The organism is Novosphingobium sp. (assembly GCF_030696665.1).
In the GTDB taxonomy this organism is placed as follows: Bacteria; Pseudomonadota; Alphaproteobacteria; order Sphingomonadales; family Sphingomonadaceae; genus Novosphingobium.
The window spans coordinates 364,806-385,810 of record NZ_JAUYRV010000046.1; the positions used below are offsets into that span (position 1 = coordinate 364,806).

At 62.7% G+C, this 21,005-nt stretch carries 22 protein-coding genes; 12 read left to right on the top strand and 10 right to left on the bottom strand.

Features of this window, described 5'->3' with window-relative positions; translation table 11 throughout:
• Positions 1-124 precede the first annotated feature (124 nt).
• Together Q8R81_RS14570 and Q8R81_RS14575 are read left to right on the top strand one after the other, a co-directional pair.
• Entirely contained in the window at positions 125-664 is a 540-nt protein-coding gene (locus tag Q8R81_RS14570) for a copper chaperone PCu(A)C (protein ID WP_305619009.1), read from the top strand.
• Positions 661-1,155 carry a vgr related protein gene (locus Q8R81_RS14575; RefSeq protein WP_305619011.1) on the top strand — a complete coding sequence of 165 codons (495 nt, stop codon included), beginning with the start codon at positions 661-663 and terminating at the stop codon, positions 1,153-1,155. Before Q8R81_RS14570 ends, Q8R81_RS14575 begins: the two co-directional genes overlap by 4 nt.
• Here the strand turns inward: Q8R81_RS14575 and Q8R81_RS14580 are convergent, their stop codons facing one another.
• The 3 genes from Q8R81_RS14580 to hrcA all read right to left on the bottom strand — a co-directional run bounded on the left by Q8R81_RS14580 (position 1,156) and on the right by hrcA (position 3,245).
• Entirely contained in the window at positions 1,156-1,416 is a 261-nt protein-coding gene (locus tag Q8R81_RS14580; protein WP_292626974.1) for a YMGG-like glycine zipper-containing protein, read from the bottom strand.
• 207 nt (positions 1,417-1,623) lie between these two features.
• On the bottom strand, positions 1,624-2,184 hold the full coding sequence (locus Q8R81_RS14585; RefSeq protein ID WP_305619044.1) for a nucleotide exchange factor GrpE: 561 nt from the start codon (positions 2,182-2,184) through the stop codon (positions 1,624-1,626).
• Positions 2,181-3,245, bottom strand: a complete 1,065-nt coding sequence (hrcA, locus tag Q8R81_RS14590) for a heat-inducible transcriptional repressor HrcA (RefSeq protein ID WP_305619046.1) — start codon at positions 3,243-3,245, stop codon at positions 2,181-2,183. The genes Q8R81_RS14585 and hrcA overlap by 4 nt, the downstream gene beginning before the upstream one ends.
• Before the next feature lie 78 nt (positions 3,246-3,323).
• Between hrcA and rph the strand changes: the two genes are divergently transcribed.
• The 4 genes from rph to Q8R81_RS14610 all read left to right on the top strand — a co-directional run bounded on the left by rph (position 3,324) and on the right by Q8R81_RS14610 (position 7,004).
• Positions 3,324-4,040 (top strand): ribonuclease PH, encoded by a 717-nt coding sequence (gene rph / locus Q8R81_RS14595; RefSeq protein ID WP_292626618.1) that lies wholly within the window; start codon positions 3,324-3,326, stop codon positions 4,038-4,040.
• A 169-nt stretch (positions 4,041-4,209) separates the two neighbouring features.
• Complete coding sequence (gene rdgB, locus Q8R81_RS14600; protein ID WP_305619059.1) at positions 4,210-4,833, top strand: RdgB/HAM1 family non-canonical purine NTP pyrophosphatase; 624 nt, start codon at positions 4,210-4,212, stop codon at positions 4,831-4,833.
• A 126-nt stretch (positions 4,834-4,959) separates the two neighbouring features.
• Positions 4,960-6,114: a radical SAM family heme chaperone HemW gene (hemW, locus tag Q8R81_RS14605; RefSeq protein ID WP_305619061.1), complete on the top strand. Its 1,155-nt coding sequence runs from the start codon at positions 4,960-4,962 to the stop codon at positions 6,112-6,114.
• On the top strand, positions 6,111-7,004 hold the full coding sequence (locus tag Q8R81_RS14610; protein ID WP_305619063.1) for a tyrosine recombinase XerC: 894 nt from the start codon (positions 6,111-6,113) through the stop codon (positions 7,002-7,004). Before hemW ends, Q8R81_RS14610 begins: the two co-directional genes overlap by 4 nt.
• Positions 7,005-7,006: 2 nt before the next feature.
• On the opposite strand, the gene Q8R81_RS14615 is transcribed toward Q8R81_RS14610, so the two are convergent.
• Together Q8R81_RS14615 and Q8R81_RS14620 are read right to left on the bottom strand one after the other, a co-directional pair.
• Positions 7,007-8,335: a sensor histidine kinase KdpD gene (locus Q8R81_RS14615; RefSeq protein ID WP_305619416.1), complete on the bottom strand. Its 1,329-nt coding sequence runs from the start codon at positions 8,333-8,335 to the stop codon at positions 7,007-7,009.
• Between the two features lie 251 nt (positions 8,336-8,586).
• Positions 8,587-9,264 (bottom strand): response regulator transcription factor, encoded by a 678-nt coding sequence (locus Q8R81_RS14620; protein ID WP_305619065.1) that lies wholly within the window; start codon positions 9,262-9,264, stop codon positions 8,587-8,589.
• A gap of 246 nt (positions 9,265-9,510) precedes the next feature.
• Here Q8R81_RS14620 and Q8R81_RS14625 point away from each other — a divergent pair, with 246 nt between their 5' ends.
• From Q8R81_RS14625 to Q8R81_RS14635, 3 genes are all read left to right on the top strand, one after another.
• The gene (locus Q8R81_RS14625) at positions 9,511-10,056 is read left to right on the top strand and encodes a hypothetical protein (RefSeq protein WP_305619066.1); all 546 of its coding nucleotides are present in this window, start codon (positions 9,511-9,513) and stop codon (positions 10,054-10,056) included.
• Positions 10,057-10,243: 187 nt separating this feature from the next.
• Positions 10,244-10,561, top strand: coding sequence for a hypothetical protein (locus tag Q8R81_RS14630; protein WP_305619068.1), 318 nt, complete (start codon positions 10,244-10,246; stop codon positions 10,559-10,561).
• A 184-nt stretch (positions 10,562-10,745) separates the two neighbouring features.
• Positions 10,746-11,573 (top strand): 23S rRNA (adenine(2030)-N(6))-methyltransferase RlmJ, encoded by an 828-nt coding sequence (locus tag Q8R81_RS14635; protein WP_305619070.1) that lies wholly within the window; start codon positions 10,746-10,748, stop codon positions 11,571-11,573.
• Positions 11,574-11,733: 160 nt separating this feature from the next.
• Here Q8R81_RS14635 and Q8R81_RS14640 read toward each other — a convergent pair whose 3' ends face one another.
• Positions 11,734-12,033 (bottom strand): PepSY domain-containing protein, encoded by a 300-nt coding sequence (locus tag Q8R81_RS14640; protein WP_305619072.1) that lies wholly within the window; start codon positions 12,031-12,033, stop codon positions 11,734-11,736.
• A 121-nt stretch (positions 12,034-12,154) separates the two neighbouring features.
• On the opposite strand from Q8R81_RS14640, the gene Q8R81_RS14645 reads away from it, so the two are divergent.
• Positions 12,155-13,948: an ABC-F family ATP-binding cassette domain-containing protein gene (locus Q8R81_RS14645; protein WP_305619074.1), complete on the top strand. Its 1,794-nt coding sequence runs from the start codon at positions 12,155-12,157 to the stop codon at positions 13,946-13,948.
• A gap of 134 nt (positions 13,949-14,082) precedes the next feature.
• On the opposite strand, the gene Q8R81_RS14650 is transcribed toward Q8R81_RS14645, so the two are convergent.
• Both Q8R81_RS14650 and Q8R81_RS14655 read right to left on the bottom strand, forming a co-directional pair.
• Positions 14,083-15,906, bottom strand: a complete 1,824-nt coding sequence (locus Q8R81_RS14650; protein WP_305619076.1) for a DUF885 family protein — start codon at positions 15,904-15,906, stop codon at positions 14,083-14,085.
• Between the two features lie 84 nt (positions 15,907-15,990).
• Positions 15,991-16,464 carry a DUF6456 domain-containing protein gene (locus Q8R81_RS14655; RefSeq protein WP_371135377.1) on the bottom strand — a complete coding sequence of 158 codons (474 nt, stop codon included), beginning with the start codon at positions 16,462-16,464 and terminating at the stop codon, positions 15,991-15,993.
• Between the two features lie 118 nt (positions 16,465-16,582).
• Here Q8R81_RS14655 and Q8R81_RS14660 point away from each other — a divergent pair, with 118 nt between their 5' ends.
• Positions 16,583-17,155: a helix-turn-helix domain-containing protein gene (locus Q8R81_RS14660; protein WP_305619078.1), complete on the top strand. Its 573-nt coding sequence runs from the start codon at positions 16,583-16,585 to the stop codon at positions 17,153-17,155.
• A 2-nt stretch (positions 17,156-17,157) separates the two neighbouring features.
• The gene (locus Q8R81_RS14665) at positions 17,158-18,345 is read left to right on the top strand and encodes a glycosyltransferase (protein ID WP_305619080.1); all 1,188 of its coding nucleotides are present in this window, start codon (positions 17,158-17,160) and stop codon (positions 18,343-18,345) included.
• A gap of 36 nt (positions 18,346-18,381) precedes the next feature.
• Here Q8R81_RS14665 and secF read toward each other — a convergent pair whose 3' ends face one another.
• A complete protein-coding gene (gene secF, locus Q8R81_RS14670) occupies positions 18,382-19,359 on the bottom strand; it encodes a protein translocase subunit SecF (RefSeq protein WP_305619082.1) in 978 nt (325 codons plus the stop codon).
• A 15-nt stretch (positions 19,360-19,374) separates the two neighbouring features.
• Positions 19,375-20,982, bottom strand: coding sequence for a protein translocase subunit SecD (secD, locus tag Q8R81_RS14675; protein WP_305619084.1), 1,608 nt, complete (start codon positions 20,980-20,982; stop codon positions 19,375-19,377).
• Between the last annotated feature and the right edge of the window lie 23 nt (positions 20,983-21,005).

The following is a 21,005-nucleotide window of genomic DNA, read 5'->3' on the forward strand; positions in this document are numbered from 1 at the left end:
ATCCCCCTGCCGGGCAGACCGCCATGTGCGGCTCGATTGAGGGCGATATAGGTAGGGTTCCGCTTGGCACAAGCCCTGCACATGCTTACCCGGTGCAGCATTGTCACGTCAGGAGTCGCAGGTAATGCGCAAGCTCGTTCTCGCAGGTCTATCCGTTCTTGCCCTTCCGCTCGCCTCGTGCGGTCAATCCGCCGATGAAGCCGCGCCCACACTTGCGGCCACAATCGATTCCGCGCCCCAGAACGCACCGGGCATAAACGTCACCGACGCCATGATCCGCCTCCCCGCCGCGCCCGGCCGCCCCGGCGTTGCCTACTTCACCGTCACGCAGGGCGGCGGGGAACCGCACGCTATCGCCGCAGCCTATGTAGAGGGTGTTGGCCGTGCAGAAATGCACGAGACTGTGACCGAAAACGGCGTGTCGAGAATGCAGCCGGTCAAGGCCGTGCCGATCGAATCCGGCAAAACCGTCCAGTTCAAGGCAGGCGGTCTCCATGTCATGCTGTTCGAAGTGGCCGACACCTTGAAGGCCGGTGCCACCACCGAAATCACCCTCACGCTCGACAATGGCGACAAGATCAGCGCACCCGCCAAGATCGAATCCATCGGCGGCGGCATGAGTGAGGAAATGGACCACTCCGGCCACGATATGAGCGAAATGTGAGCGAACCCGGCGCTTCCTGCCCCATCGGTGGGGAGCGCCCGCTGACCGGCGGAGAACGTGCGCTGGTCGCAGAAGTTTTCGGCAGCGCGATCAACCCTGATCCCGTGCGCATCCGCCGCCGCCGCTGGTTCCCGTTCCAGCCAACCGGCACGGTCATGGCCCCGATGGGCCACCTCCACTTCGCCCCTGCCAGCCCGCATTGGTGCGACGATTTCGCCTGCGCCTCCTTCGGCGCACAAGGCCTGTTCATCCACGAAATGGTCCATGTGTGGCAGGCCCAAAAGCGCGGCAAATGGTGGCTCCCGCTGATGCGACACCCGTTCTGCCGCTATACTTACACCTATGAAGAAGGCCGCCGGTTTGACCGCTACGGCATTGAACAGCAGGCCGAATTGGTCCGCCACTTGTTTATGGCAACACGGGGCAATCCGTCACCGAACGCCCCGCCATTGCCTACACTCGAAGCGCTGGTGCCTTTCGGCAAAAGCTGATCAGCAGCGCACTTCGTATTCGCGCCCACGATTGTCCACGCGATAGCAGCGGTTGTCACGCTTGCGGATCTGCGAACCGCCAGCTGCGCCCACTGCGCCGCCAATGGCCGCGCCGGTAGCAATATCGCCACCTGTCGCAGCGCCGATGCCTGCGCCTACTGCGGCACCCAATGCACCGCCTTCTGCCGTGTAATTGCGAGCGCAGCCGCCCAGCGTCACCGCCGAACCCATGATAAGCGATGCAATGATAATCTTGCGCATGTGGTATCTCCGTTGTTCACGGATGTGACGCCCTAAACGCCCGCAAGTTCCTGAATTCACGACGAACCGCTTGTCGCAGCAGGCAAGCGACAATCCTAAAACAACTGCGCCCCCGCGAAGGCGGGGGCCTCAGGAGTTTTACGGAAGGTTTGTGTAAACGGCCCGAGGTCCCCGCTTTCGCGGGGACGCACCAAAATCCGCCCGCAGTCAGTCCGGCTTCTTCGCCACCACCACCATCGCAGGCCGCAGCAGGCGGTCCTTGATCATGTACCCAGCCTGCATTTCCGAAAGCACCGTGCCCGGCTCTGCATCGGCGGACGGCATTTCGATCATCGCCTGATGCTGGTGCGGGTCGAGCGGCAGGCCAACGGCGGCGATGCGCGAAATACCGTGGCTGCCGAAAATCTTCTCGATCTCGCGGCCCGTGGCCTCAAGCCCGGCGACAAGGTTCTTGAACTTGTCGTCCTCGCGCAACTCTGCCGGGATCGTCTCCAGCGCGCGCGCCAGATTGTCCGCTACCGACAGGATGTCGCGGGCAAAACCGGTCGCGGCATAGGCGCGGGCATCGGCAATGTCTTTTTCCATGCGGCGGCGCACGTTCTGCGTCTCGGCCTTGGCGTAAAGCACATCCTGCTTCGCCGTTTCCAACTGCTCGCGCAGCAAAGCCGCTTCATCATTGGCCGAGGGCTGATCAATCATGTCTTCGGGCACACCCTTCAGTTCCGCTTCGATTTCTGCATCCGTGGGGCGCGTGTCGTTATCGCTCATTTTCTCGAAAACCCGTCTTGTCCGATGAATCTGCCCAGAGTCTGGGCGGTGAAATCAACGATGGGGACAACGCGCGCATAATTCAACCGCGTTGGCCCGATTACCCCCACCACGCCGACCACGTTTCCTTCGTTGTCGCGCCACGGTGAAGCGATGACCGATGACCCGGAAAGCGAGAACAGCCGGTTCTCGCTACCGATGAAAATGCGTGTCGCCTGCGCCTCACGCGCGGCATCCAGCACGCGCGCAATCGCCTCGGCCCCTTCCAGTTCGTCCAATAGTTGACGCACGCGTTCAATATCGCCCAGCGCCGCTTCATCCAGCAGATTGGCTTGCCCGCGCACCACCAGCACCGGCCGCGCCGCCGCATCCTGCGTCCACACCACCAGCCCGCGCTGCACCAGATCGGCGCTGGCAGCATCCAATGCCGAACGCCCACCGGCAATCTCTGCGCGCACCACGCTCGCCGCTTCGGCCAAAGTCCGGCCATAAAGCCTGCTCGTCAGGTAATTCCCGGCCTGCTCCAAGGCGCTCGCCCCCACCGGCTCGGGCAGATCGATGACGCGATTCTCAATTCCGCCATCCTCGCTCACCAGCACCGCCAGCGCACGCACCGGCGATAATGGCACAAAGTTGATCTGCACCAGCCGAGGCTCCCGCTTGGGCACCATCACCACCGCCGCACCCGCCGAAAGTTCGGACAAGGCCGAACTCGCCGCCGCCAAAGCGTTCTCGATGGTTCCGCCCTGCGCCAACCCACGCTCAATCTGCGCACGGTCTGCCGCAGAAGGTTCGGCCACCTGCATGATCCCGTCAACAAACAGCCGCAGGCCCACATCGGTCGGCATCCGCCCCGCGCTGGTATGTGGTGCGGCCAACAGCCCGGCGTCCTGCAATTCCTGCAAGACCGACCGTATCGATGCAGGCGAAAGATTCACGCCCCCCGGCCCTGCCAGCGCTTTCGACCCCATCGGCTGCCCGCTGGCAATATAACCCTCCACCACAAGACGGAAAATCTCCCGCGCGCGGTCGGTCAGGTCGGTCAGGGTTGGGCCACTCATCATCACCATTCTATTTACTGCTCTTGCAGGCTCAAGGGCAATGCGCCAGAGGCCAATCAAACTTGCGAGGGAAATTCCATGAGACCTTCCGGCCGTGCGCCCGATGAAATGCGCCCCATCACCATTGAAACCGGCTTCACCAAACATGCCGAAGGCTCCGTCCTGATCGGCTTTGGCGATACCAAGGTGCTCGTCACCGCCTCCATAGAAGAGCGCGTGCCGCCATTCCTGCGCGGCAAGGGCGAAGGCTGGGTCACCGCCGAATACTCGATGCTCCCCCGCGCCACCCACACGCGCGGCAGCCGTGAAGCGGCCAAGGGCAAGCAATCGGGCCGCACGCAGGAAATCCAGCGCCTGATCGGCCGCTCGTTGCGCTCGGTCACCGACATGAAGAAGCTGGGCGAACGCCAGATCACTTTGGATTGCGACGTGATCCAGGCCGACGGTGGCACCCGCACCGCCTCGATCTCGGGCGCATGGGTCGCCCTGCGGCTTGCCGTGCAAGGCTTGCTGGCCAGCGGCGCGATCAAGGAAGACCCGCTGACCGAAAAGGTCGCGGCCATCTCCTGCGGCATCGTCAACGGCCAGCCGGTGCTTGACCTTGATTACATCGAGGACTCCTCGGCTGACGCCGACGCCAACTTCGTGCTGATCGAAGGCGGCAAGATCGCCGAAGCGCAGGCCACCGCCGAAGGCGCGACCTACGACGAAGAAGGCCTCCTGCGCCTCCTGCGCCTCGCCCGCATCGGCTGCAACGAAATCTTCGCCGCGCAGGAAAAGGCCGTTCGCGGATAAGATGGAGGTTGTGCGCCCCCGCGAAAGCGGGGGCCTCCCTCAACCCAGCGAAACTTCGGTTACCCCCTTCCTCGTCATTCCCGCGCAGGCGGGAATCCAGCATACGCCACGCCCGACTGGATTCCCGCCTGCGCGGGAATGACGAAAATGGGTGGGCAAAGGACCAACCATGCCCCGCCTCAGCACCGGCAAACTCGTGATCGCCACGCACAACGCCGGAAAGCTCAAGGAAATCCAGGCCCTCCTCGCCCCCTATGGCATCGAATGCCTGTCAGCGGGCGCACTCGGCCTGCCTGAGCCTGCCGAAACGGGCACGACCTTCATCGAAAACGCGCTGATCAAAGCCCAAGCCGCCGCCCAAGCCGCGCAAATCCCGGCCTTGGCGGACGATTCCGGTCTCTGCGTCGAAGCGTTGGGCGGAGCGCCCGGCGTCTACACCGCCGACTGGGCCGAGGCCGACGTGTTCGAAGGTGGCCCCCGCCGCGACTGGTACATGGCAATGGGCAAAGTCGAAGGCAAACTCGCCGAACTCGGCCCCGATACCCCACGCAACTGCCACTTCGCCTGCGTTCTAGCCATCGCATGGCCCAATGGGGAACACGCCGTCTACGAAGGCCGCGCACCCGGCACGCTGACGTGGCCCCCACGCGGCAAGTTGGGCTTCGGTTACGATCCGGTGTTCGTCCCGGTCGGCGATACGCGCACATTTGCGGAACTCGACCCTGCCGAAAAACACGCCATCAGCCACCGCGCCGACGCCTTTGCCAAGCTGGTAGCGGACCAGTTCGCCTAACCCCAAAATCCCAAGCCGCCGCTCCCCCGCGAAGGCGGGGGCCTCAGGCCCTTTACCGAACCTCAGCGTAAACCGCCTGAGGCCCCCGCCTTCGCGGGGGAGCAGATCGGTGCTAGAGGACAACCGATGCAACCCCTAGCCCTCTACATCCACTGGCCGTTCTGCCTCGCAAAGTGCCCCTATTGCGACTTCAACAGCCACGTGCGCGAGCGGACCGATGTCGCAGCGTGGACCGCCGCGCTCCTCGCCGACATGCGCCATGAAGCACGATTGACACCGGGCCGCCCCCTCACTTCAATCTTCTTCGGCGGCGGCACGCCCTCGCTCATGCCCCCCGCGCTCGTCGAAGCGCTGCTGCGCGAGGCCGAGGCGCTGTGGGGCTTTGCGCCGGGTATCGAGATAACGCTTGAGGCCAATCCCAGCTCCGTCGAAGCCGCGAATTTCACCGCGCTGGCCTCTGCCGGGATCAACCGCGTCTCGCTCGGGCTGCAGGCGCTTGACGACAAGACATTGAAATTCCTCGGCCGCCTCCATGACGTCAGCGAAAGCCTTGCCGCGCTGGAACTTGCGCAGAAAACTTACGCGCGTGTCAGCTTCGACCTGATCTATGCCCGCCCGGAGCAGTCGGCGGAGCAGTGGGAAGCTGAACTGAAGCGCGCTTTAGGTTTCGGAACCGGGCACCTTTCGCTCTACCAATTGACCATCGAACCCGGCACCCGCTTCGCCACGCTCGTTCGCGAAGGCAAGTTGACCCCGCTTGACGACGATGCCGGCGCAGACCTCTTCGCGCTCACCCGCGAACTGACCGCCGCCGCCGGTTTGCCCGCCTACGAAACAAGCAATCACGCCCGCCCCGGCGAGGAAAGCCGCCACAATCTGATCTACTGGCGCTATCAGGATTACATCGGCATCGGCCCCGGCGCGCATGGGCGCAGGCTGGGTGCAGCAACGGTGCGGCACAAGAAGCCCGAGAACTTCCTGCGCGCGGTGGCCGAGCAAGGACATGGCATTTCGGAGGAACGCTTGCTTCCCGTAAAGGAGCAGGCGACCGAGGCTTTGCTGATGGGTTTGCGGCTGACCGAGGGCATCTCCCCCCCTGCCCTTGCCGCGCGCTTCGGCCTTTCCCAAGACGCGATGATCGACCGCAAGGCCTGCGAACGGCTCGGAACAATGGGGTTTCTGAAGTGCACCAAGATGCACCTAACCGTCACTGAAAAGGGTGCACCGCTGCTTGAAGCGCTGCTGGGTGACATCGTTTCGCACCAACTGGTGAGTGCATGACGGCGGCCGAAATCCTCGAGGTCTACAACGCCCACCTCGCCCTCTCCCGCCGCCGCTCCCCCCACACCGTCCGCGCCTACGCCGCCACCGCTGCCCGAATCCTTCACGCGCTGGACGGCGAGTTGGATTGGGCAAGAGTGGCGCAGATCGACGCTGCCACCTTGCGCACCCATCTGGCTGAGCGGCGCGCTGATGGGCTTGGGAATGTTTCGGCGGCGCGGGAATTGTCGGCGCTGAAGACGTTCATTGCCTTTGCCAAGGAGCAGGCGGGCGATCTGGATGCCAGCCGCCCGCGCCTGCGCGGCCCACGTGTGAAAAAGGGCCTTCCCCGCCCGATCACGCCGGATGAGGCTGTAAACCTTGCAGAAACCGTGGCCGACGATGCCAGCGTGCCGTGGATTGCGGCGCGTGACCGGGCGGTATTGTTGCTCCTGTATGGTGCGGGAATGCGCATTGCCGAGGCGCTGGCCTTGCCAGCTTCGGTCCTGCCGCTGGGCGAAAGCGTGGTGATCATCGGCAAGGGCGGGCGGCAGCGCGTAGTGCCGCTTCTGCCCATCGTGCGTGAAGGCGTGGAGGATTACGTGCGCCAGTGTCCGTGGCCGCTGGAGAAGACCAAGCCCTTGTTTCGCGGCGCAAAAGGTGGCCCTTTGGCGCAAGGCATGGTCCAACGCGCCGTAGCGCGGGCGCGCGTCGTGCTGGGCCTGCCCGCCACCGCCACGCCCCACGCGCTGCGGCATTCCTTCGCCACGCACCTGCTGGGCGCGGGCGCGGATTTGCGCAGTCTGCAGGAACTGCTGGGGCACGCCAGCCTGTCATCGACGCAGATTTATACGCAAGTCGATGCGGCTACGCTGCTCGACGTTTACCGCAACGCCCACCCGCGCGCCTGACGTTACTTCCCCGTTGTCGCCGACCTTGGCAGCCTGAGGACTGAGAGCAAGCCTCCCAAGTCCTCGCTTTCCTTCAGGTCGACGCTACCGCCGTAGATCTCGGCCACATCGCGCACGATGGCGAGGCCGAGGCCGGTGCCGGGTTTGCCGGTGTCGAGCCGTGCGCCGCGATCGAAGATGCGGGTTCGGGCTTCTTCGGGGATGCCCATGCCATCGTCTTCCACCCAGATTTCGCAGAACTTGGGGTCGGTGGGCGCAGCATCGATCGTGATAAAGACCGAACCGCCGCCGTATTTGGCCGCGTTTTCAATGAGGTTGCCGAGGATTTCGTCCAAGTCCTGCCGCTCTATCGAGACTTCGGCGGTGCGGCTTCCGTCCATGTCCAAGCGGACATTGGGATAGAGCCGCACGACCGCGCGCTCCACCGCCTGCGCGCTTTCCCACACTTGCGCGCGCGACAGGCCGACGGCGCGGCGGCCCACGGCGCGGGCGCGGGCGAGGTGGTGATCGACCTGGCGGCGCATGACGGCGGCTTCGCGGATCACCGTGTCGGCCAGATCATCGGCCTTGGCGGTGGCGGCGTTCATCACCACTGTCAGCGGTGTTTTCAGCGCGTGAGCAAGGTTGCCCGCGTGGGTGCGCGCCTCTTCGGCCTGCCGTTCCGAATGTTCGAGCAGGGCGTTGAGTTCGGTCACCAGCGGCTGCACTTCCAGCGGCAGTGGGTCGGTGACGCGGCTTGCCTCGCCCTCCCGCATGCGCGCGATGGCGCGGCGCACGCGGCGCAAGGGGCCGAGGCCGTAGTAGGTCTGCAGGCCCGCCATGCCGACCAGCCCTGCCCCCAGTGCGAGGAACGACCAGATCAGGATCGAGCGGATGCGGCGAATCTGCGCGTCGATTTCGCCGCGACTGGCGCCGATCTGGAATTCCCACAACGTATTGCTGCCGGGCAGGATGACCGAGCGTTTGATCAGGCGCAGGCGCTCGCCATCGAACTGGTCACTGTCTTCGATGAACGGCTCGACGTGGTTTTGATCGAGCGTGGTCTGCAGCGTGCGGTCCCACAGCGAGCGCGAGGGGAAATCATCGTGCCCCTGCCCCGAAATCTGCCAGTACAGGCCGCTGTTGGGTTCAAGGAAGCGCTGGTCGCCCAAGGGGCGGTTGAAATAGATCTCACCGTCAGGATCGACCTCGGCCGAGGCGACCATCGCGGTGAGCATGTATTCCAGTTGCTCGTCAAAATTGCGGGTAATCAACCCGGTCAGCGTCTGATCGAGCGCGAGGCCTCCGCCGAGCAGCAGCACGGTGATCCAGCCCGCCGCGATGAGCAGCATGCGCCGCGCCAGCGAACCGGTGTGCGGCGCTGGCTGCGGTTGCTGGGCGGGTTCAGGCCGTGGCGTGGGCACAGGTTGTCCGTTGCCGGAGAGGTGGGGAAGCCCACCCCGCTGCGACTAACTTCGCTTGGCGCTCAGCAAGTCTCGCTCCCCTCCCGCAAGCGGGAGGGGTTGCCAGCTTATCTCCCCTCCCGCAAGCGGGAGGGGTTGGGGGTGGGTGTGCGACGCTGGCGTGCAAAGGCGGCAGCCGATCAGCCGCGACCGGGGCCAGCCGGATCGTCGAGGCTGTAGCCAAGACCACGGATCGTGGTGATCACATCGGGGCCGAGCTTCTTGCGGATGCGTGTGACGAAGACTTCGATCGTGTTCGAATCGCGGTCAAAATCCTGATCGTAGATGTGTTCGATCAGTTCGGTGCGGCTGACGACCTTGCCCTTGTGGTGGAGCAGATAGGACAGGAGCTTGTATTCCTGAGCGGTCAGCTTCACCGGCTCGCCATTCAGCGTAACGCGGCCCGAACGGGTATCCAGCCGCACGTCGCCTGCGGTCAGTTCGGACGAGGAATTGCCCGAAGCACGGCGGATCAGCGCGCGCAGGCGGGCGATCAGTTCTTCGGTCTGGAACGGCTTGGCAAGGTAATCATCGGCCCCGGCATCAAGGCCCGCCACCTTGTCCGACCATGAATCGCGCGCGGTGAGCACGAGAACGGGGAACTTGCGCCCCTCCTTGCGCCACATGCCCAGCACGGTCAGGCCGTCAATCTCGGGCAGGCCGAGATCGAGCACGACCGCGTCATATTCCTCGGTGGAGCCCATGAAGTGCCCGTCTTCACCATCGACCGACAGATCGACGGCATAGCCGTTCTGTTCGAGCGTGTTCTTGAGCTGCTTGCCGAGAGTGGGTTCGTCCTCGACGATCAGAATGCGCATCACTTGCCCCTTGTTGCGCGCGTATGCGGCGCGGTCAGTTGGAGGTGTAGATGGGGCGGGAAACCTGAACGGTCAAGGAACGGGGGTGATGGGGTTGGTTCAGGGGCGCGGGTGAGCGACAGCCATCTCATTGTGTACACTAGGTGAACCACCCCAATCTCGTGTATGATACGCCATGCCTGGGCAAGATCAGCGCAACCTTGGTATTTGGTTGCGAATTTCTCCAGATACCTCCACACTTCGGCCATGACACAAGACCAGAGAGGCAACTGGATTAAGGTCCGTAATGAAGACCTCCTCAAAACACATCCGCACCTTGCAGAGTTTATTCCATTCCTCGACGTATTGAATAGCGAAAGTCCGCGGGGCGCTGTTCTCGTCGCGGCAAGCTTTATTGAAACGCGCCTTCTTAAAATCATTCAAGCCTTCTTGATTGAAGGTAAGCCGAAAGAGCAAATATTGAATGGTTTTAATGCGCCAATTGGCTCACTTTCTGCCAAGATCGCTTTAGCGGCTGCGCTGGGGCTGATAAGTGAACGTGAACGTCGTGAGTGCGATCTCCTTAGGCGCATCAGAAACAAGTTTGCTCACAATGTGCATCCCAGCTTTAACGATAGCGATATCAAAAGCTTGAGCTTAGAATTGTCGTTTAGAGCAATGCCTTACGAAAATGTTGAAGTTGATGCCAAGGGATCTTTTTCAAGCGCTTCGGTTGCTTTGATCCTAAGCCTGACTAACCGACCTACCTACGTTTCAAGAGTTAGACTAAAAGCTGTAGATTGGCCCACATGAGGAAAGGCAATGTAAAATGTCTCGTGAGCTAATTATTTTTGAATTAGTCAAGTTAGGGCTGCAGGCAGTCGGTGCAATACTTGTAGCCCGTCTCGCAGTTAAGTAGGCACTATCTCGTTATAAAGAAGAAAAAATTTGGGAGCGTCAACTTACGGCATATGCTGAGGTTTTAGCTTCTCTTGGAGAGATGCGCTTAATTGTCGGAAAATGGGCCGATGAGGCCGAACAGTACACAAATTACACCGACGAATATAAGAAAATGCACAAGGAACGCTACAAAGCCGCCAAACGTAAATTTGAAGAAGCATTGTCGGTTGCAAGCTTAATCCTGCCCAAGCAGACACATACCTTGTTACACAAACTTGACCGAGACATTGAAGCCATAACATTCGACGACATATGGGAAGCCTTTAATCAAGAATATAGACTAATTGACCATGCCCTCGCAGAATTGCTGGGCCAAGGCAGAGAAGCCTTAGGCTTCGCAAGGTTTGCGGTTCGATGACATGCCGTGAACCCATACAGCATGGTTGCTTGCCTACGCGACGTTGAGGCCGCCTGCAGAAGTGCTTTGAAGGTGCCTGCCTGACACGATACGGGCACCGGATTGGCTACCTCTAACGACTCGCGCTCTGCTTCCGCGCCCGGCAAATCCTGCAACGGCAGAGCGTCATCAAATCTGGATCACAATGAATTATCGCCATTCCTTCCATGCGGGCAACAGCGCCGATGTGGTGAAGCACAGTCTGCTGATCGCGCTCGTGCGGGCCTTGCAGCTTAAAGACAGCGCGCTGACGCTGATTGATACGCATGCCGGGTGCGGACTCTATGATCTTCATGGCGAGGAGGCCGGGCGCACGGGTGAGGCGGCGCAGGGGGTGGTGCGGGCTTTTGCCGATGCCAACCCCTTGCTCGACGACTATCGCGCCGCCGTGCGGGCGGTGAATGCGGGGGAGGAACTGCGGCTCTATCCCGGATCGCCGCGCTTTCTGGCGCAGCTTTTGCGGGCGCAGGATGTGCTGGTCCTGAACGAGAAGCATCCCGAGGACGCCTATGCCTTGCGCGGTGCGATGCGCGGGACGGCTGCTGCGGTGCATGAGCGGGACGCCTATGAACTGTGGCTGGCGCTGCTGCCGACCCGGACTCCGCGCGGTGTGGTGGTGGTTGACCCGCCCTATGAGCAGACCGACGAACGCGCCCGGATCGTGGCCACGCTTGCCGCCGCGCACCGCAAATGGGCGCATGGCGTGACGGTGATCTGGTATCCGCTGAAAGACCGCCACACGCATGTGCGTTGGAAGGAGCAGCTATGCCGGCTGGGCATTGCGAAGATACTGAACGTGGAGCACTGGCTCTATGACAGCTATCAGCCCGGCATCTATAACGGCGCGGGGCTGTTTTTCGTGAATCCGCCCTATGCCTTTACGCAAGACCTGCCGCCTATGCTCGAAGCGCTGCGAGCGGCGCTGGCGCCGGAGGGGCATCGGGGCGAGATCACCGGCGAATGGTTGGGGTGAGGCTGGCCGTTGCCTCAAACTGACAGGTCCTCCACGTTCGTCATCCCGGACTTGATCCGGGATCCCGCTTTCTGTTTTCCTTCAGGTTTTGCGCGGTGCCCAAAAAATAGCGGGACCCCGGGTCAAGCCCGGGGTGACGGGTAATGTGGTGGACTTTGCGTTAGCGGCTTTCGCCCATCACCTGCCCCGTGCGCGCATCCACATCGACGAACACCACGCGGCCATCGCGGATGAATTTCAGGCGGTAGACCATCGCCGAGGGATCGTATTCCGGGCCGAGGTATTGCATTCCGGGCTTGGTCGGCAGCACGCGGCGTTCGATATCGCGCAGCGAGCGCACGTTGCCTGCGCGCAAATCGCGGCGGGCCTCGTTCTGTTCACTGGGGCGCTGTTGCTGTGCAGGTGATGCAGCAGGCAGAACGGCGAGCGTGGCAGCAATGAGGGCAGTCAGTCGGTTCATGATGGGGGAATGCCTACCGCGCAGCCTTTGAACAAGCGGTGAATGCGCAAAGGGTGGCCGCAACCGGTGTCAATTGCGCAGAGGCGTTGCGAAAGCGCAACGGTGCGGGTAAGCGCGCGGCATGGCGGCACCGATACTCAGCTGGGAAGGCCTTGGCCTGATCCAGGGCAATGGTTGGCTCTTTCAGGACCTCGACATCCATATCCAGCAGCGCGACAGGCTCGCGCTGATCGGGCGCAATGGTGCTGGGAAAACGACGCTGCTCAAACTGCTGGGCGGGCAAGTGGATGCCGACAAGGGCACGCGTTCGATCCAGCCGGGCACGAAGATCGTGACGCTGGAGCAAGACCCGTTCTTCACCGGTTACGACACGCTTATGGACTTTGCGCTTTCGGGCAAGGATGCGCCGCCGCAGCATGAGGTTGAGGCGATCGCGGGCCAGCTTGGCATCGATCTTTCGCGCAAGGCGGACAGCGCCAGCGGGGGTGAGCGGCGGCGGGCGGCGCTGGCGCGGGCGCTGGCGAGCGAGCCGGACCTGCTGCTGCTGGACGAGCCGACCAACCATCTTGATCTGGCGGCCATCGATTGGCTGGAAGACTGGCTGACCCGCTATCGCGGGGCGTTTGTGGTGATCAGCCATGACCGCACGTTCCTGGAACGGCTGACCAAGGCAACGCTGTGGCTGGATCGCGGATCGCTGCGCCGCAAGGAGATCGGCTTTGGCGGATACGAAGCGTGGATGGAACAGGCCTATGCCGAGGAAGCGCGCGCGGCGGACAAGCTGGATGCAAAGCTGAAGATCGAGGCGCACTGGCTGGAACGCGGCGTCACCGCGCGGCGCAAGCGCAACATGGGGCGGCTGGAAAAGCTCTATGAAATGCGCGAACAGCGCGCCGCGATGCTCACGCCGCAGGGCACGGCCAAGCTGGCGCTGTCCAGCGACGATGCCAAGAGCAAGGCGGTGATCGTTGCCGATCATGTGAACAAGGCTTTTGGTGAGCGGGCGATCGTGAAGGACTTCACCCTGCGCATCACGCGCAAGGACCGCATCGGTGTGGTGGGATCAAACGGTGCGGGCAAGACCACACTGCTGAAGCTGCTGACCGGCGAACTGGAGCCGGACAGCGGCAAAATTACGCTGGCCAATACGCTGGAAGCCGTGTTCATTGACCAGCAGCGCAGCCTGATGTCGCCCGAAAAGCGCGTGCGTGATGTGCTGGCCGATGGCAGCGACTGGATCGACGTGCGGGGGGTGCGCAAGCATATCCACGGCTATCTCAAGGACTTCCTGTTCGACCCGAACCTCGTTGAAGCGCGCGTGGGCACGCTTTCGGGCGGGGAGCGATCACGCCTGCTGCTGGCGCGCGAGTTTGCGCGGTTTTCCAATCTGCTGGTGTTGGACGAGCCGACCAACGACCTTGATCTCGAAACGCTCGACCTGCTGCAGGAAGTGATTTCGGACTATGATGGCACCGTGCTGATCGTCAGCCACGACCGTGACTTTCTGGACAAGACGGTGACGATCACGCTGGGCATGGATGGATCAGGCCGCGTGGACATCGTGGCGGGCGGCTATGCCGACTGGGAGAAGATGCGCAAAGCCCGCGCGGCGGGCAAGCCGGTGGCGAAGGCGGGCGGCGACAAGGCTGCGGCGGCTGCGCCCCCTCCCCCGCTGCCAGCGAAGAAGGGCAAGCTATCGTATAAAGACCAGCGTGATTATGAGCTGTTGCCCAAGCGCATCGAGGAACTGGACGCGCAGATTGCGCGGGGTGAGGCGCAGTTGGCCGACCCGGATTTGTATGCCAAGGATCCGAAGAAGTTCGATGCCCTGATGGCGGCGCTTGAAAAGGTGCGGGCCGAGAAGGACGCAGCGGAAGAGCGCTGGCTGGAACTGGCGGAGATGGTTGAGGGGTAGGTTCTCAACAAAACGCTTCGCACCCCCGCGCAGGCGGGGGCCTCAGGCCGTTTACGCTGATGTTGCGTTAGAACCCTGAGGCCCCCGCCTTCGCGGGGGCGCGCGGTTTTTAGCGCAAGTTTCAGGTGGCGAGGTTACGCCTTCAGCGCAGCAGCCGTCCGCTCCTCGATCCGCTTTTCCAAAATCGACAGCGGCATCGCGCCTTCCAGCAGCACCTCATGGAACTGCTTGATGTCGAACTTGTCACCCAATGCCTTCTGCGCCTTTTCACGCGCGCGCAGCCAGGCGATGTGGCCGATCTTGTAGCTGCAGGCCTGCCCGATGCTGGTGCAATACCGCTCCACTTCGCGCAGCGTGCGGGGGCGGGTGAAGCCGGTGGTGGCGACCATGTAGTCGGTCGCCTTTTCGCGGCTCCAGCGCTTGGTGTGCAGGCCCGTGTCGACCACGAGGCGGGTGGCGCGGAACAGGAAGGACTGCAGGTAGCCCGCCTTTTCGATGCCGTCATAGGCGCCAAGTTCGTCGGCCACCTGTTCGGAATAGAGCGCCCAGCCTTCGGAATAGGCCGAAAAGCCGCCCGTCTTGCGGATCAGCGGGATGCTTTCAGACTTCTGCGCAAGGCTGATCTGCAGGTGATGGCCGGGTGTGCCTTCGTGGTAGGTCAGCGACGGCAGCGTGTATTTCGGCCAGTCGGACACTTCCTTGAGGTTGATCCAGTAGATCGCCGGGCGGCTGCCATCGAGCGACGCCGAATAGTAATAGCCGTTGGCGGCACCGTCCTGAATTTCCACCGGCACGGCGCGAATGTCTAGCGGCTGGTCGGGCAGCGTGGCGAAGGCCTTGGGCAGCAAGGCGTTCATCTTCTGCACGCCCGCATTCAGGCTTGCGATCAGTTCGGCTTTGCCCTCGGGCGTGGCGGCATAGAGCTGTTCGGGCAGGGTGTTGAGCGCGGCCAGCCGTTCGCCCACGGTGCCCTTGGTATAGCCTGCGGCCTTGAGCACGACATCAAGTTGGGCGGTGAGGTCGGCCACCTGTTCAAGGCCGATCTTGTGGACTTCATCGGGGGTGTAGTTGGTGGTGGTCGCCTGCATCAGCGCAGCAGCATAGATCTCGTCACCGCGCGGGATGCGCCATGCGCCGTCACCGGCAGCACTGGTGGGCTTGAGCTGTTCGAGCAGCGCGATCTGGCGGTCGATGGCGGGGTAGATCGCATCGCGCACGATGGCTTCGGCGCGGGGCTGCCAGTTGCCGGCAATGCCCTTCTTCGCGGTGCGGCGAACGATGGATTGGACCATCGACGATTCGCCCGGCGCAGGTGCGCGCAGCTTGCGCAATTGCATCAATGCAAGATCGAGTGACCATGCCGGAGCGATCAGGCCGCGCGCAGCCTGTTCGCGCTGTTCGGTGATGTCGTTGTCGATCTGGGTGCGCAGGCCCGCAAGACGAGCGAGATAGGCCTCAGCGTCCTCGGCACTCTCCATCGGATGCGTGGAATCGAGAAAGTCGGGCACACTGAAAGCGGCGCAGGAGCGCTGTGTGATACGATAGGGCGATTGCGGGCTGTCTACGCCGACGCGCGGACCATCAAGGCGGCGCTCAAGCTGATAGCGCACGACGTCGAGATTGACCTTCATCGGGGCCGACAGCGCCTCGCCGTCAATCTTGGCGAGGTCTGACAGAGCGCCACGGGTCTGCGCGATGGCGGCCGTGCGGCCCGCTGCGCTGTTGTCACCCAGCTTCGAACGCAGGCCAGCCATCGCCCCCTTGTCCAGCCCGAGCGACGTTGCGTATGTCGGAGCCAGCATCATCTGATCGTTGAATATGCGGGTAAACAGCGCGTCCAGCCGCGCGTCCTCTCCGGTGGCGGCGGCAAAGGCGAAGCGCGGGCTGAAGGCCAGCGCGGAAGCGGCGCTGGCCGAGGCAACAAAGGAACGGCGGCTGAAGCGGACAGTCATGAACATCTTCTCCGGGAATCAGAAAGTTGCGGAGCGGTGCCACAGCCGGAGACGCGTTCAAAGCCCTTTTGTTGCAAAAGATACCTTCGGTCAGGGCATGCGATAATGATCGGCCACCCGGTCCAGCGCGATGCGCAGCACCAGCTTGCCACTGCGTGCAGGCCAATCTAGCACCTTTTCCGCGGCCGGAAGCCCCTCGCCCGCACAGACAACGCGCCACAGGATGTCGGACAGACCTTTGCCCGCATCGGCAACGGCGGCATCGAAGCGCTGGCGCGCGGCAATCTGGCGCTCGCTTGCATTCAGGCCGCGATCACCGGTGCTGCTGATCCGCACGGCGTCCCAGCGCATAGTGACGGAAGGCGCGAGTTGCCCGCGTTCGTAGTCGGCGCGAAGGCGCTCTCCGGCATCGAACTGACGGTCGGTCAGGTGGCCGCGTGCGTGGAGCCAGGTGAGTGGCGATTCGGAGAGGTTGACGGTGACGGAGCGGGCGCTTGGGCCACAATCGGCGCTGCGCCGCGGGCCTTCCGGGGTCAATTCACGGGTTGCGAGCATGCGGGCCAAGGACTGTCTCCTGCTGGGAACATGGGTGGAACAAGCAAAGCACTTGCCTTGCCCCCGGCTTTGTAGGAAAGCGAAAAAACACCGTAGCGGTTAAACAGGCTCGAGAGATGACTGACGCATGATCAATCGAATTCGCGATATCCGTCGGCAAAAAGGCATGACGCTGGCCGATGTGGCGGCGCGCTGCGATCCGCCGACCACGGCGCAGACCATCGGGCGGCTTGAAACCGGCATGCGCAGCCTGTCGCTGACGTGGATGAACCGCATCGGGGCGGCGCTGGGTGTCGATCCGCAATTGCTGGTCAAGGCTGACGAGGAAAGCCCGGCGCGACTGGTAGCCCGGTTTGGCGCACAAGGCGCAGAGGCTTTGGCCAAGCCGATGGATGCGATCCTGCCGGTGACGCTTGATGGATCGGCCCGGCTGATGGCGATGGCAGTGGACGATAGCGCGGGCGAATACCGCGCTGGCGATCAGGTGTGGCTGCGGCAGATCGAGCCAGAGGACTTTGCGCGCGCGTTCAACCGCGATGTGCTGGCCCCCCGCCCCGGCGGACGCTTTGCCTTTGGTCGGTTGATCGACCAGCGCGATGGGCGCGTGGCCATTTTGCCACCCGGCCCCGGCCAGCGGCAGGTGGTGATTGATCGTCCGGTCTGGCTCGGCCTTGCCGAAATGCTTGTGCGCAAGCTCTGAACTTGAAGCGCCTGCTTTCAATCTCGACGCTGTACCCGGCGCCGGGCCGCGCCGGTTTCGGCCGCTTTGTTTCGCGCCAGATGGAGGCTCTGGCGGCGCGCGGCGATTGGGAGGTGACGGTGGTCAATCCCATCGGCAAGCCGCCTGTGCCGATGCAGCGCTACGCCGCGCTGGAGCAGATTCCGGAGGTAGCGCAGCAAGGCGAGGTGACCGTCCATCACCCGCGCTTTATGTTGGTGCCCGGAGTCTCGGGGCCGATCAATCCGTTCCTGATTGCCAGCGCCGTGTTGCCGCTGGCGCGCAAGCTCCATGCGGAAACACCGTTCGACATGGTCGATGCACAGTTCTTCTATCCAGATGGGCCAGCCGCTGCGAAAGTGGCGCGAGCACTGGGCCTGCCGCTGGCGATAAAGGCGCGCGGATCAGACATTCATTTGTGGGGCGAAAAGGCGCTGGCGCGGCGGCAGATGCTGGCGGCGGCAGAACAGGCCTCGGCTCTGCTTTCGGTCTCGTGCGCTCTCGCCCGCGATATGGTGGCGATGGGCATGCCCGAGACGCGGATTTCCGTTCATTACACCGGGCTGGACCGCGCACGCTTTCAGCCGCTGGAGCGCGAAGCGGCAAGGCAACTGATCTCGGCCATTCCGGCCATGCAGGTCTGGTCCGAAGGGCGGCTGCTGCTTTGCGTTGGCGCGCTGCTGGCAATCAAGGGACAGGCGTTGGCGATCCGCGCACTGGCGCTGCTGCCCGACGACGTGCAGTTGGCAATTGCCGGGACCGGAGCGGATGAACCCGTGCTGCGAAAGCTGGTGAGCCAGCTTGGCCTTGACGCGCGGGTGCAGTTTCTTGGGAGCGTGGAACATGACATGCTGCCGCATCTGTTGTGTGCAGCCGATGCGATGGTGCTGCCATCGGAGCGTGAAGGGCTGGCCAACGCATGGATCGAGGCTTTGGCCTGCGGAACGCCGGTAGTTATCCCCGATGTGGGCGGCGCGCGTGAGGTGGTGCAGGATGACAGCGCGGGCCGCATCGTGGCGCGCACGCCCGAAGCCATTGCGCAGGGGGTGGCAGAGTTGCTCGCCAATCCACCCGGTCAAGCTGATGTTGCCGCAAATGCAGAACGGTTCAGCTGGGACGCCAATGCAGCAGCGCTGGCGGAAATCTACACGAAAGCGGCGGAGAAGCACTGAGCTTCCCCGCCGCATTTCAAGCAACAGTTTGGGAGATCACGCCCCTTCGCGCGTCAGCCGTTCCTGCTTTTCCATTGCCGTTTCGGTGGGCACGAAGCTGTTCGGATTGACCTTCAGCCAGATCAGGATGGGCGCGGCCATATAGACAGAACTGTAAGTGCCGACGAAGATGCCCAGCGTGATGGCAGCGGTGAAGCCGAAGATCACATCAGGGCCGAGCAGCAGCAATGCCAGCAGCGTAATCAGCATCGACAGGGACGTAACGATGGTGCGCGCCAGCGTCTCGTTCACCGAAAGATCGAGCAGTTCGGGCATCGGCATCTTGCGGAACTTCTTCATGTTCTCGCGGATGCGGTCGTAGACCACGATGGTGTCGTTCAGCGAATAGCCGATCAGCGTTAGCAGCGCAGCGACGATGTTGAGATCGAACTCCATGCCCGTCAGCGCGAACAGCCCCAGCGTCAGCGTCACGTCGTGGACGAGTGCGAACAGCGCGCCGACGCCGAACTGCCATTCAAAGCGCAGCCAGATATAGGCCGCCACCGCCAGCGATGCGAAGCCGAGCGCCTTGAACGCATCCCAGCCGAGTTCCTTCGACACCTTGCCTGAAACCGAATCGACCCCATCGATCCGCGCGTCTGTGTGGTTCTTCTTGATGTCGGTGGTGATCGTGCGCGCCATCTTGTCAGACAGGGCGGCATCGCCTTCAGCGCCTTCTGGCAGCTTCATGCGGATCGAAATTTCGTTCGGCTTGCCGAAGCGCTGGATCACCGGTTCGCCATAGCCCAGCTTGGCAACCTGTTCGCGCAGTTCGACCACGGGCGCTTCGGCGCTGCGTTCAAAGGTCACGCGGATCATCTGGCCGCCGATGAAATCGACGCCAAGATTGAGACCCTTGGTCGCCACCAACCCCAGCGATGCCGCCATCAGGATGATGCTGACCACATAGAACGGCACGCGCCACTTGAGGAAGTGGATGTTGGTGTTGTCCGGGACGAGCTTGAGGAGTTTCATGTCTGTTGCCTCCTCTTACAGGGCGATTTCGGTGGGACGGGCGCGGCGGAGCCATTGCGCTACCCACAGGCGGGTCAGCGTGACGGCGGTGAACACCGAGGTGGCAATGCCGATCATCAGCACGACCGCAAAGCCCTTTACCGGGCCGGAGCCGAACGCGAACATCAGCACTGCGGCAATCACGTTGGTGATGTTGGCATCGAAAATCGCGCGACTGGCTTCCTTGTAGCCCAGTTCCACCGCCTGCACGACCTTGCGCCCGCGATGGCGTTCTTCGCGGATACGTTCGTTGATCAGCACGTTGGCATCCACCGCCGCGCCAATGGTCAGCACGAAACCGGCAATGCCCGGCAGGGTCAGCGTGGTGCCGATAATGCCCATGATGCCCAGGATCATGATAACGTTGATGAATACCGCAAGGTTGGCATAGACGCCAAAGCGGCCATACGTGATCAGGATGAACACCGCGAGCGCCAGCGTGCCGACCCCCATCGCGATCATGCCCTTGCGGATCGAATCCGCGCCAAGGTCTGGCCCAACGGTGCGCTCTTCCACGACCTTCAGATCAACCGGCAACGCGCCCGAACGCAGCGAGATTGCCAGCGCATTGGCGCTTTCGGTGGTGAAACTGCCCGAGATAATCGCGCTGCCACCAAGGATCGGCTCATTGATGGTCGGCGCGGACAGCACCTTGCCATCAAGGATGATCGCAAACTGCTTGCCGGTGTTCTGCGTAGTCAGCTTGGCGAATTTCGCCCCGCCTTCGGTGTTGAAGGTGATGTTGACGACCGGTTCGTTGTTCTGCTGGTTGTTGCTCTGCTGTGCATTGGTCAACTGATCGCCGCGAATGCCGCCAAGGCGCTTTACCGCGATGGTCGGCACGCCGCCGCCTGCCGCTGGGCTGGCGAAAGGCACGATCTCACTACCTGGAGGCGCAATGCCCTGCGCCACGTCAGACGGAAGTGCGGTGGTATCGACCAGCTTGAATTCGAGCTTGGCGGTCTGGCCCAGCAGGTTCTTGAGCGCCTGCGGGTCTTGCAGGCCCGGCACCTGGACGACGATACGCGTAGGGCCGGAGCGGATGATCGTCGGTTCCTTGGTGCCCAGCGCGTCAATACGCTTGCGCACGACCTCAACCGCCGTGTCCATTGCCTGCGTTACCGCTTGATTGACCCCCGCCTCGGTCGGTTTGAGCACGAAGCGGTTGCCATCGACAACATTGATGTCCCAATCGCGCTGGCCGGTGAGGCCCGCTCCATTGGTCAGCGGCAGCACCGCTTCCCGCACGGCATCGACCTGCGAAGGCTCGGCAACAACGAAAGTCAGCGCGCCATCACGGTTCGAAATGTCGCTGATGCGGATGCCCTTGCCATCCTGCTTCAGCTTGTTCCGGACCGATTCCTCCATCCCTTCGATGCGCTGTTGGCGCACCTGGCTCGGATCTGCTTCAAGCAGAATGTGGCTGCCACCTGCAAGATCAAGCCCAAGGTTGATCTTCGGTTCGGGCAGCGAGGAAGGCCAGGCAAGGCCCATCGTGGAAGTGAGCGAGGGGATCGCGGCCGCGACGCAGACCAGCGTCACGAACCAGAGCCAGATCACCTTCCAGCGCGGAAAATCGAGCATGGGCGGGCAGCTTTCAGGTAAAT

What these genes read in the sequence shown, in the direction of transcription:
- Q8R81_RS14640 (WP_305619072.1), bottom strand. Translation starts at nt 12,033, where the DNA reads ATGAACCGACTGACTGCCCTCATTGCTGCCACGCTCGCCGTTCTGCCT.
- Q8R81_RS14645 (WP_305619074.1), top strand. Translation starts at nt 12,155, where the DNA reads ATGGCGGCACCGATACTCAGCTGGGAAGGCCTTGGCCTGATCCAGGGC.
- Q8R81_RS14570 (WP_305619009.1), top strand. Translation starts at nt 125, where the DNA reads ATGCGCAAGCTCGTTCTCGCAGGTCTATCCGTTCTTGCCCTTCCGCTC.
- hemW (WP_305619061.1), top strand. Translation starts at nt 4,960, where the DNA reads ATGCAACCCCTAGCCCTCTACATCCACTGGCCGTTCTGCCTCGCAAAG.
- Q8R81_RS14630 (WP_305619068.1), top strand. Translation starts at nt 10,244, where the DNA reads ATGCGCTTAATTGTCGGAAAATGGGCCGATGAGGCCGAACAGTACACA.
- Q8R81_RS14635 (WP_305619070.1), top strand. Translation starts at nt 10,746, where the DNA reads ATGAATTATCGCCATTCCTTCCATGCGGGCAACAGCGCCGATGTGGTG.
- secD (WP_305619084.1), bottom strand. Translation starts at nt 20,982, where the DNA reads ATGCTCGATTTTCCGCGCTGGAAGGTGATCTGGCTCTGGTTCGTGACG.
- secF (WP_305619082.1), bottom strand. Translation starts at nt 19,359, where the DNA reads ATGAAACTCCTCAAGCTCGTCCCGGACAACACCAACATCCACTTCCTC.
- Q8R81_RS14620 (WP_305619065.1), bottom strand. Translation starts at nt 9,264, where the DNA reads ATGCGCATTCTGATCGTCGAGGACGAACCCACTCTCGGCAAGCAGCTC.
- Q8R81_RS14650 (WP_305619076.1), bottom strand. Translation starts at nt 15,906, where the DNA reads ATGTTCATGACTGTCCGCTTCAGCCGCCGTTCCTTTGTTGCCTCGGCC.
- Q8R81_RS14615 (WP_305619416.1), bottom strand. Translation starts at nt 8,335, where the DNA reads ATGCTGCTCATCGCGGCGGGCTGGATCACCGTGCTGCTGCTCGGCGGA.
- Q8R81_RS14610 (WP_305619063.1), top strand. Translation starts at nt 6,111, where the DNA reads ATGACGGCGGCCGAAATCCTCGAGGTCTACAACGCCCACCTCGCCCTC.
- rph (WP_292626618.1), top strand. Translation starts at nt 3,324, where the DNA reads ATGAGACCTTCCGGCCGTGCGCCCGATGAAATGCGCCCCATCACCATT.
- rdgB (WP_305619059.1), top strand. Translation starts at nt 4,210, where the DNA reads ATGCCCCGCCTCAGCACCGGCAAACTCGTGATCGCCACGCACAACGCC.
- Q8R81_RS14580 (WP_292626974.1), bottom strand. Translation starts at nt 1,416, where the DNA reads ATGCGCAAGATTATCATTGCATCGCTTATCATGGGTTCGGCGGTGACG.
- hrcA (WP_305619046.1), bottom strand. Translation starts at nt 3,245, where the DNA reads ATGAGTGGCCCAACCCTGACCGACCTGACCGACCGCGCGCGGGAGATT.
- Q8R81_RS14585 (WP_305619044.1), bottom strand. Translation starts at nt 2,184, where the DNA reads ATGAGCGATAACGACACGCGCCCCACGGATGCAGAAATCGAAGCGGAA.
- Q8R81_RS14660 (WP_305619078.1), top strand. Translation starts at nt 16,583, where the DNA reads ATGATCAATCGAATTCGCGATATCCGTCGGCAAAAAGGCATGACGCTG.
- Q8R81_RS14625 (WP_305619066.1), top strand. Translation starts at nt 9,511, where the DNA reads ATGACACAAGACCAGAGAGGCAACTGGATTAAGGTCCGTAATGAAGAC.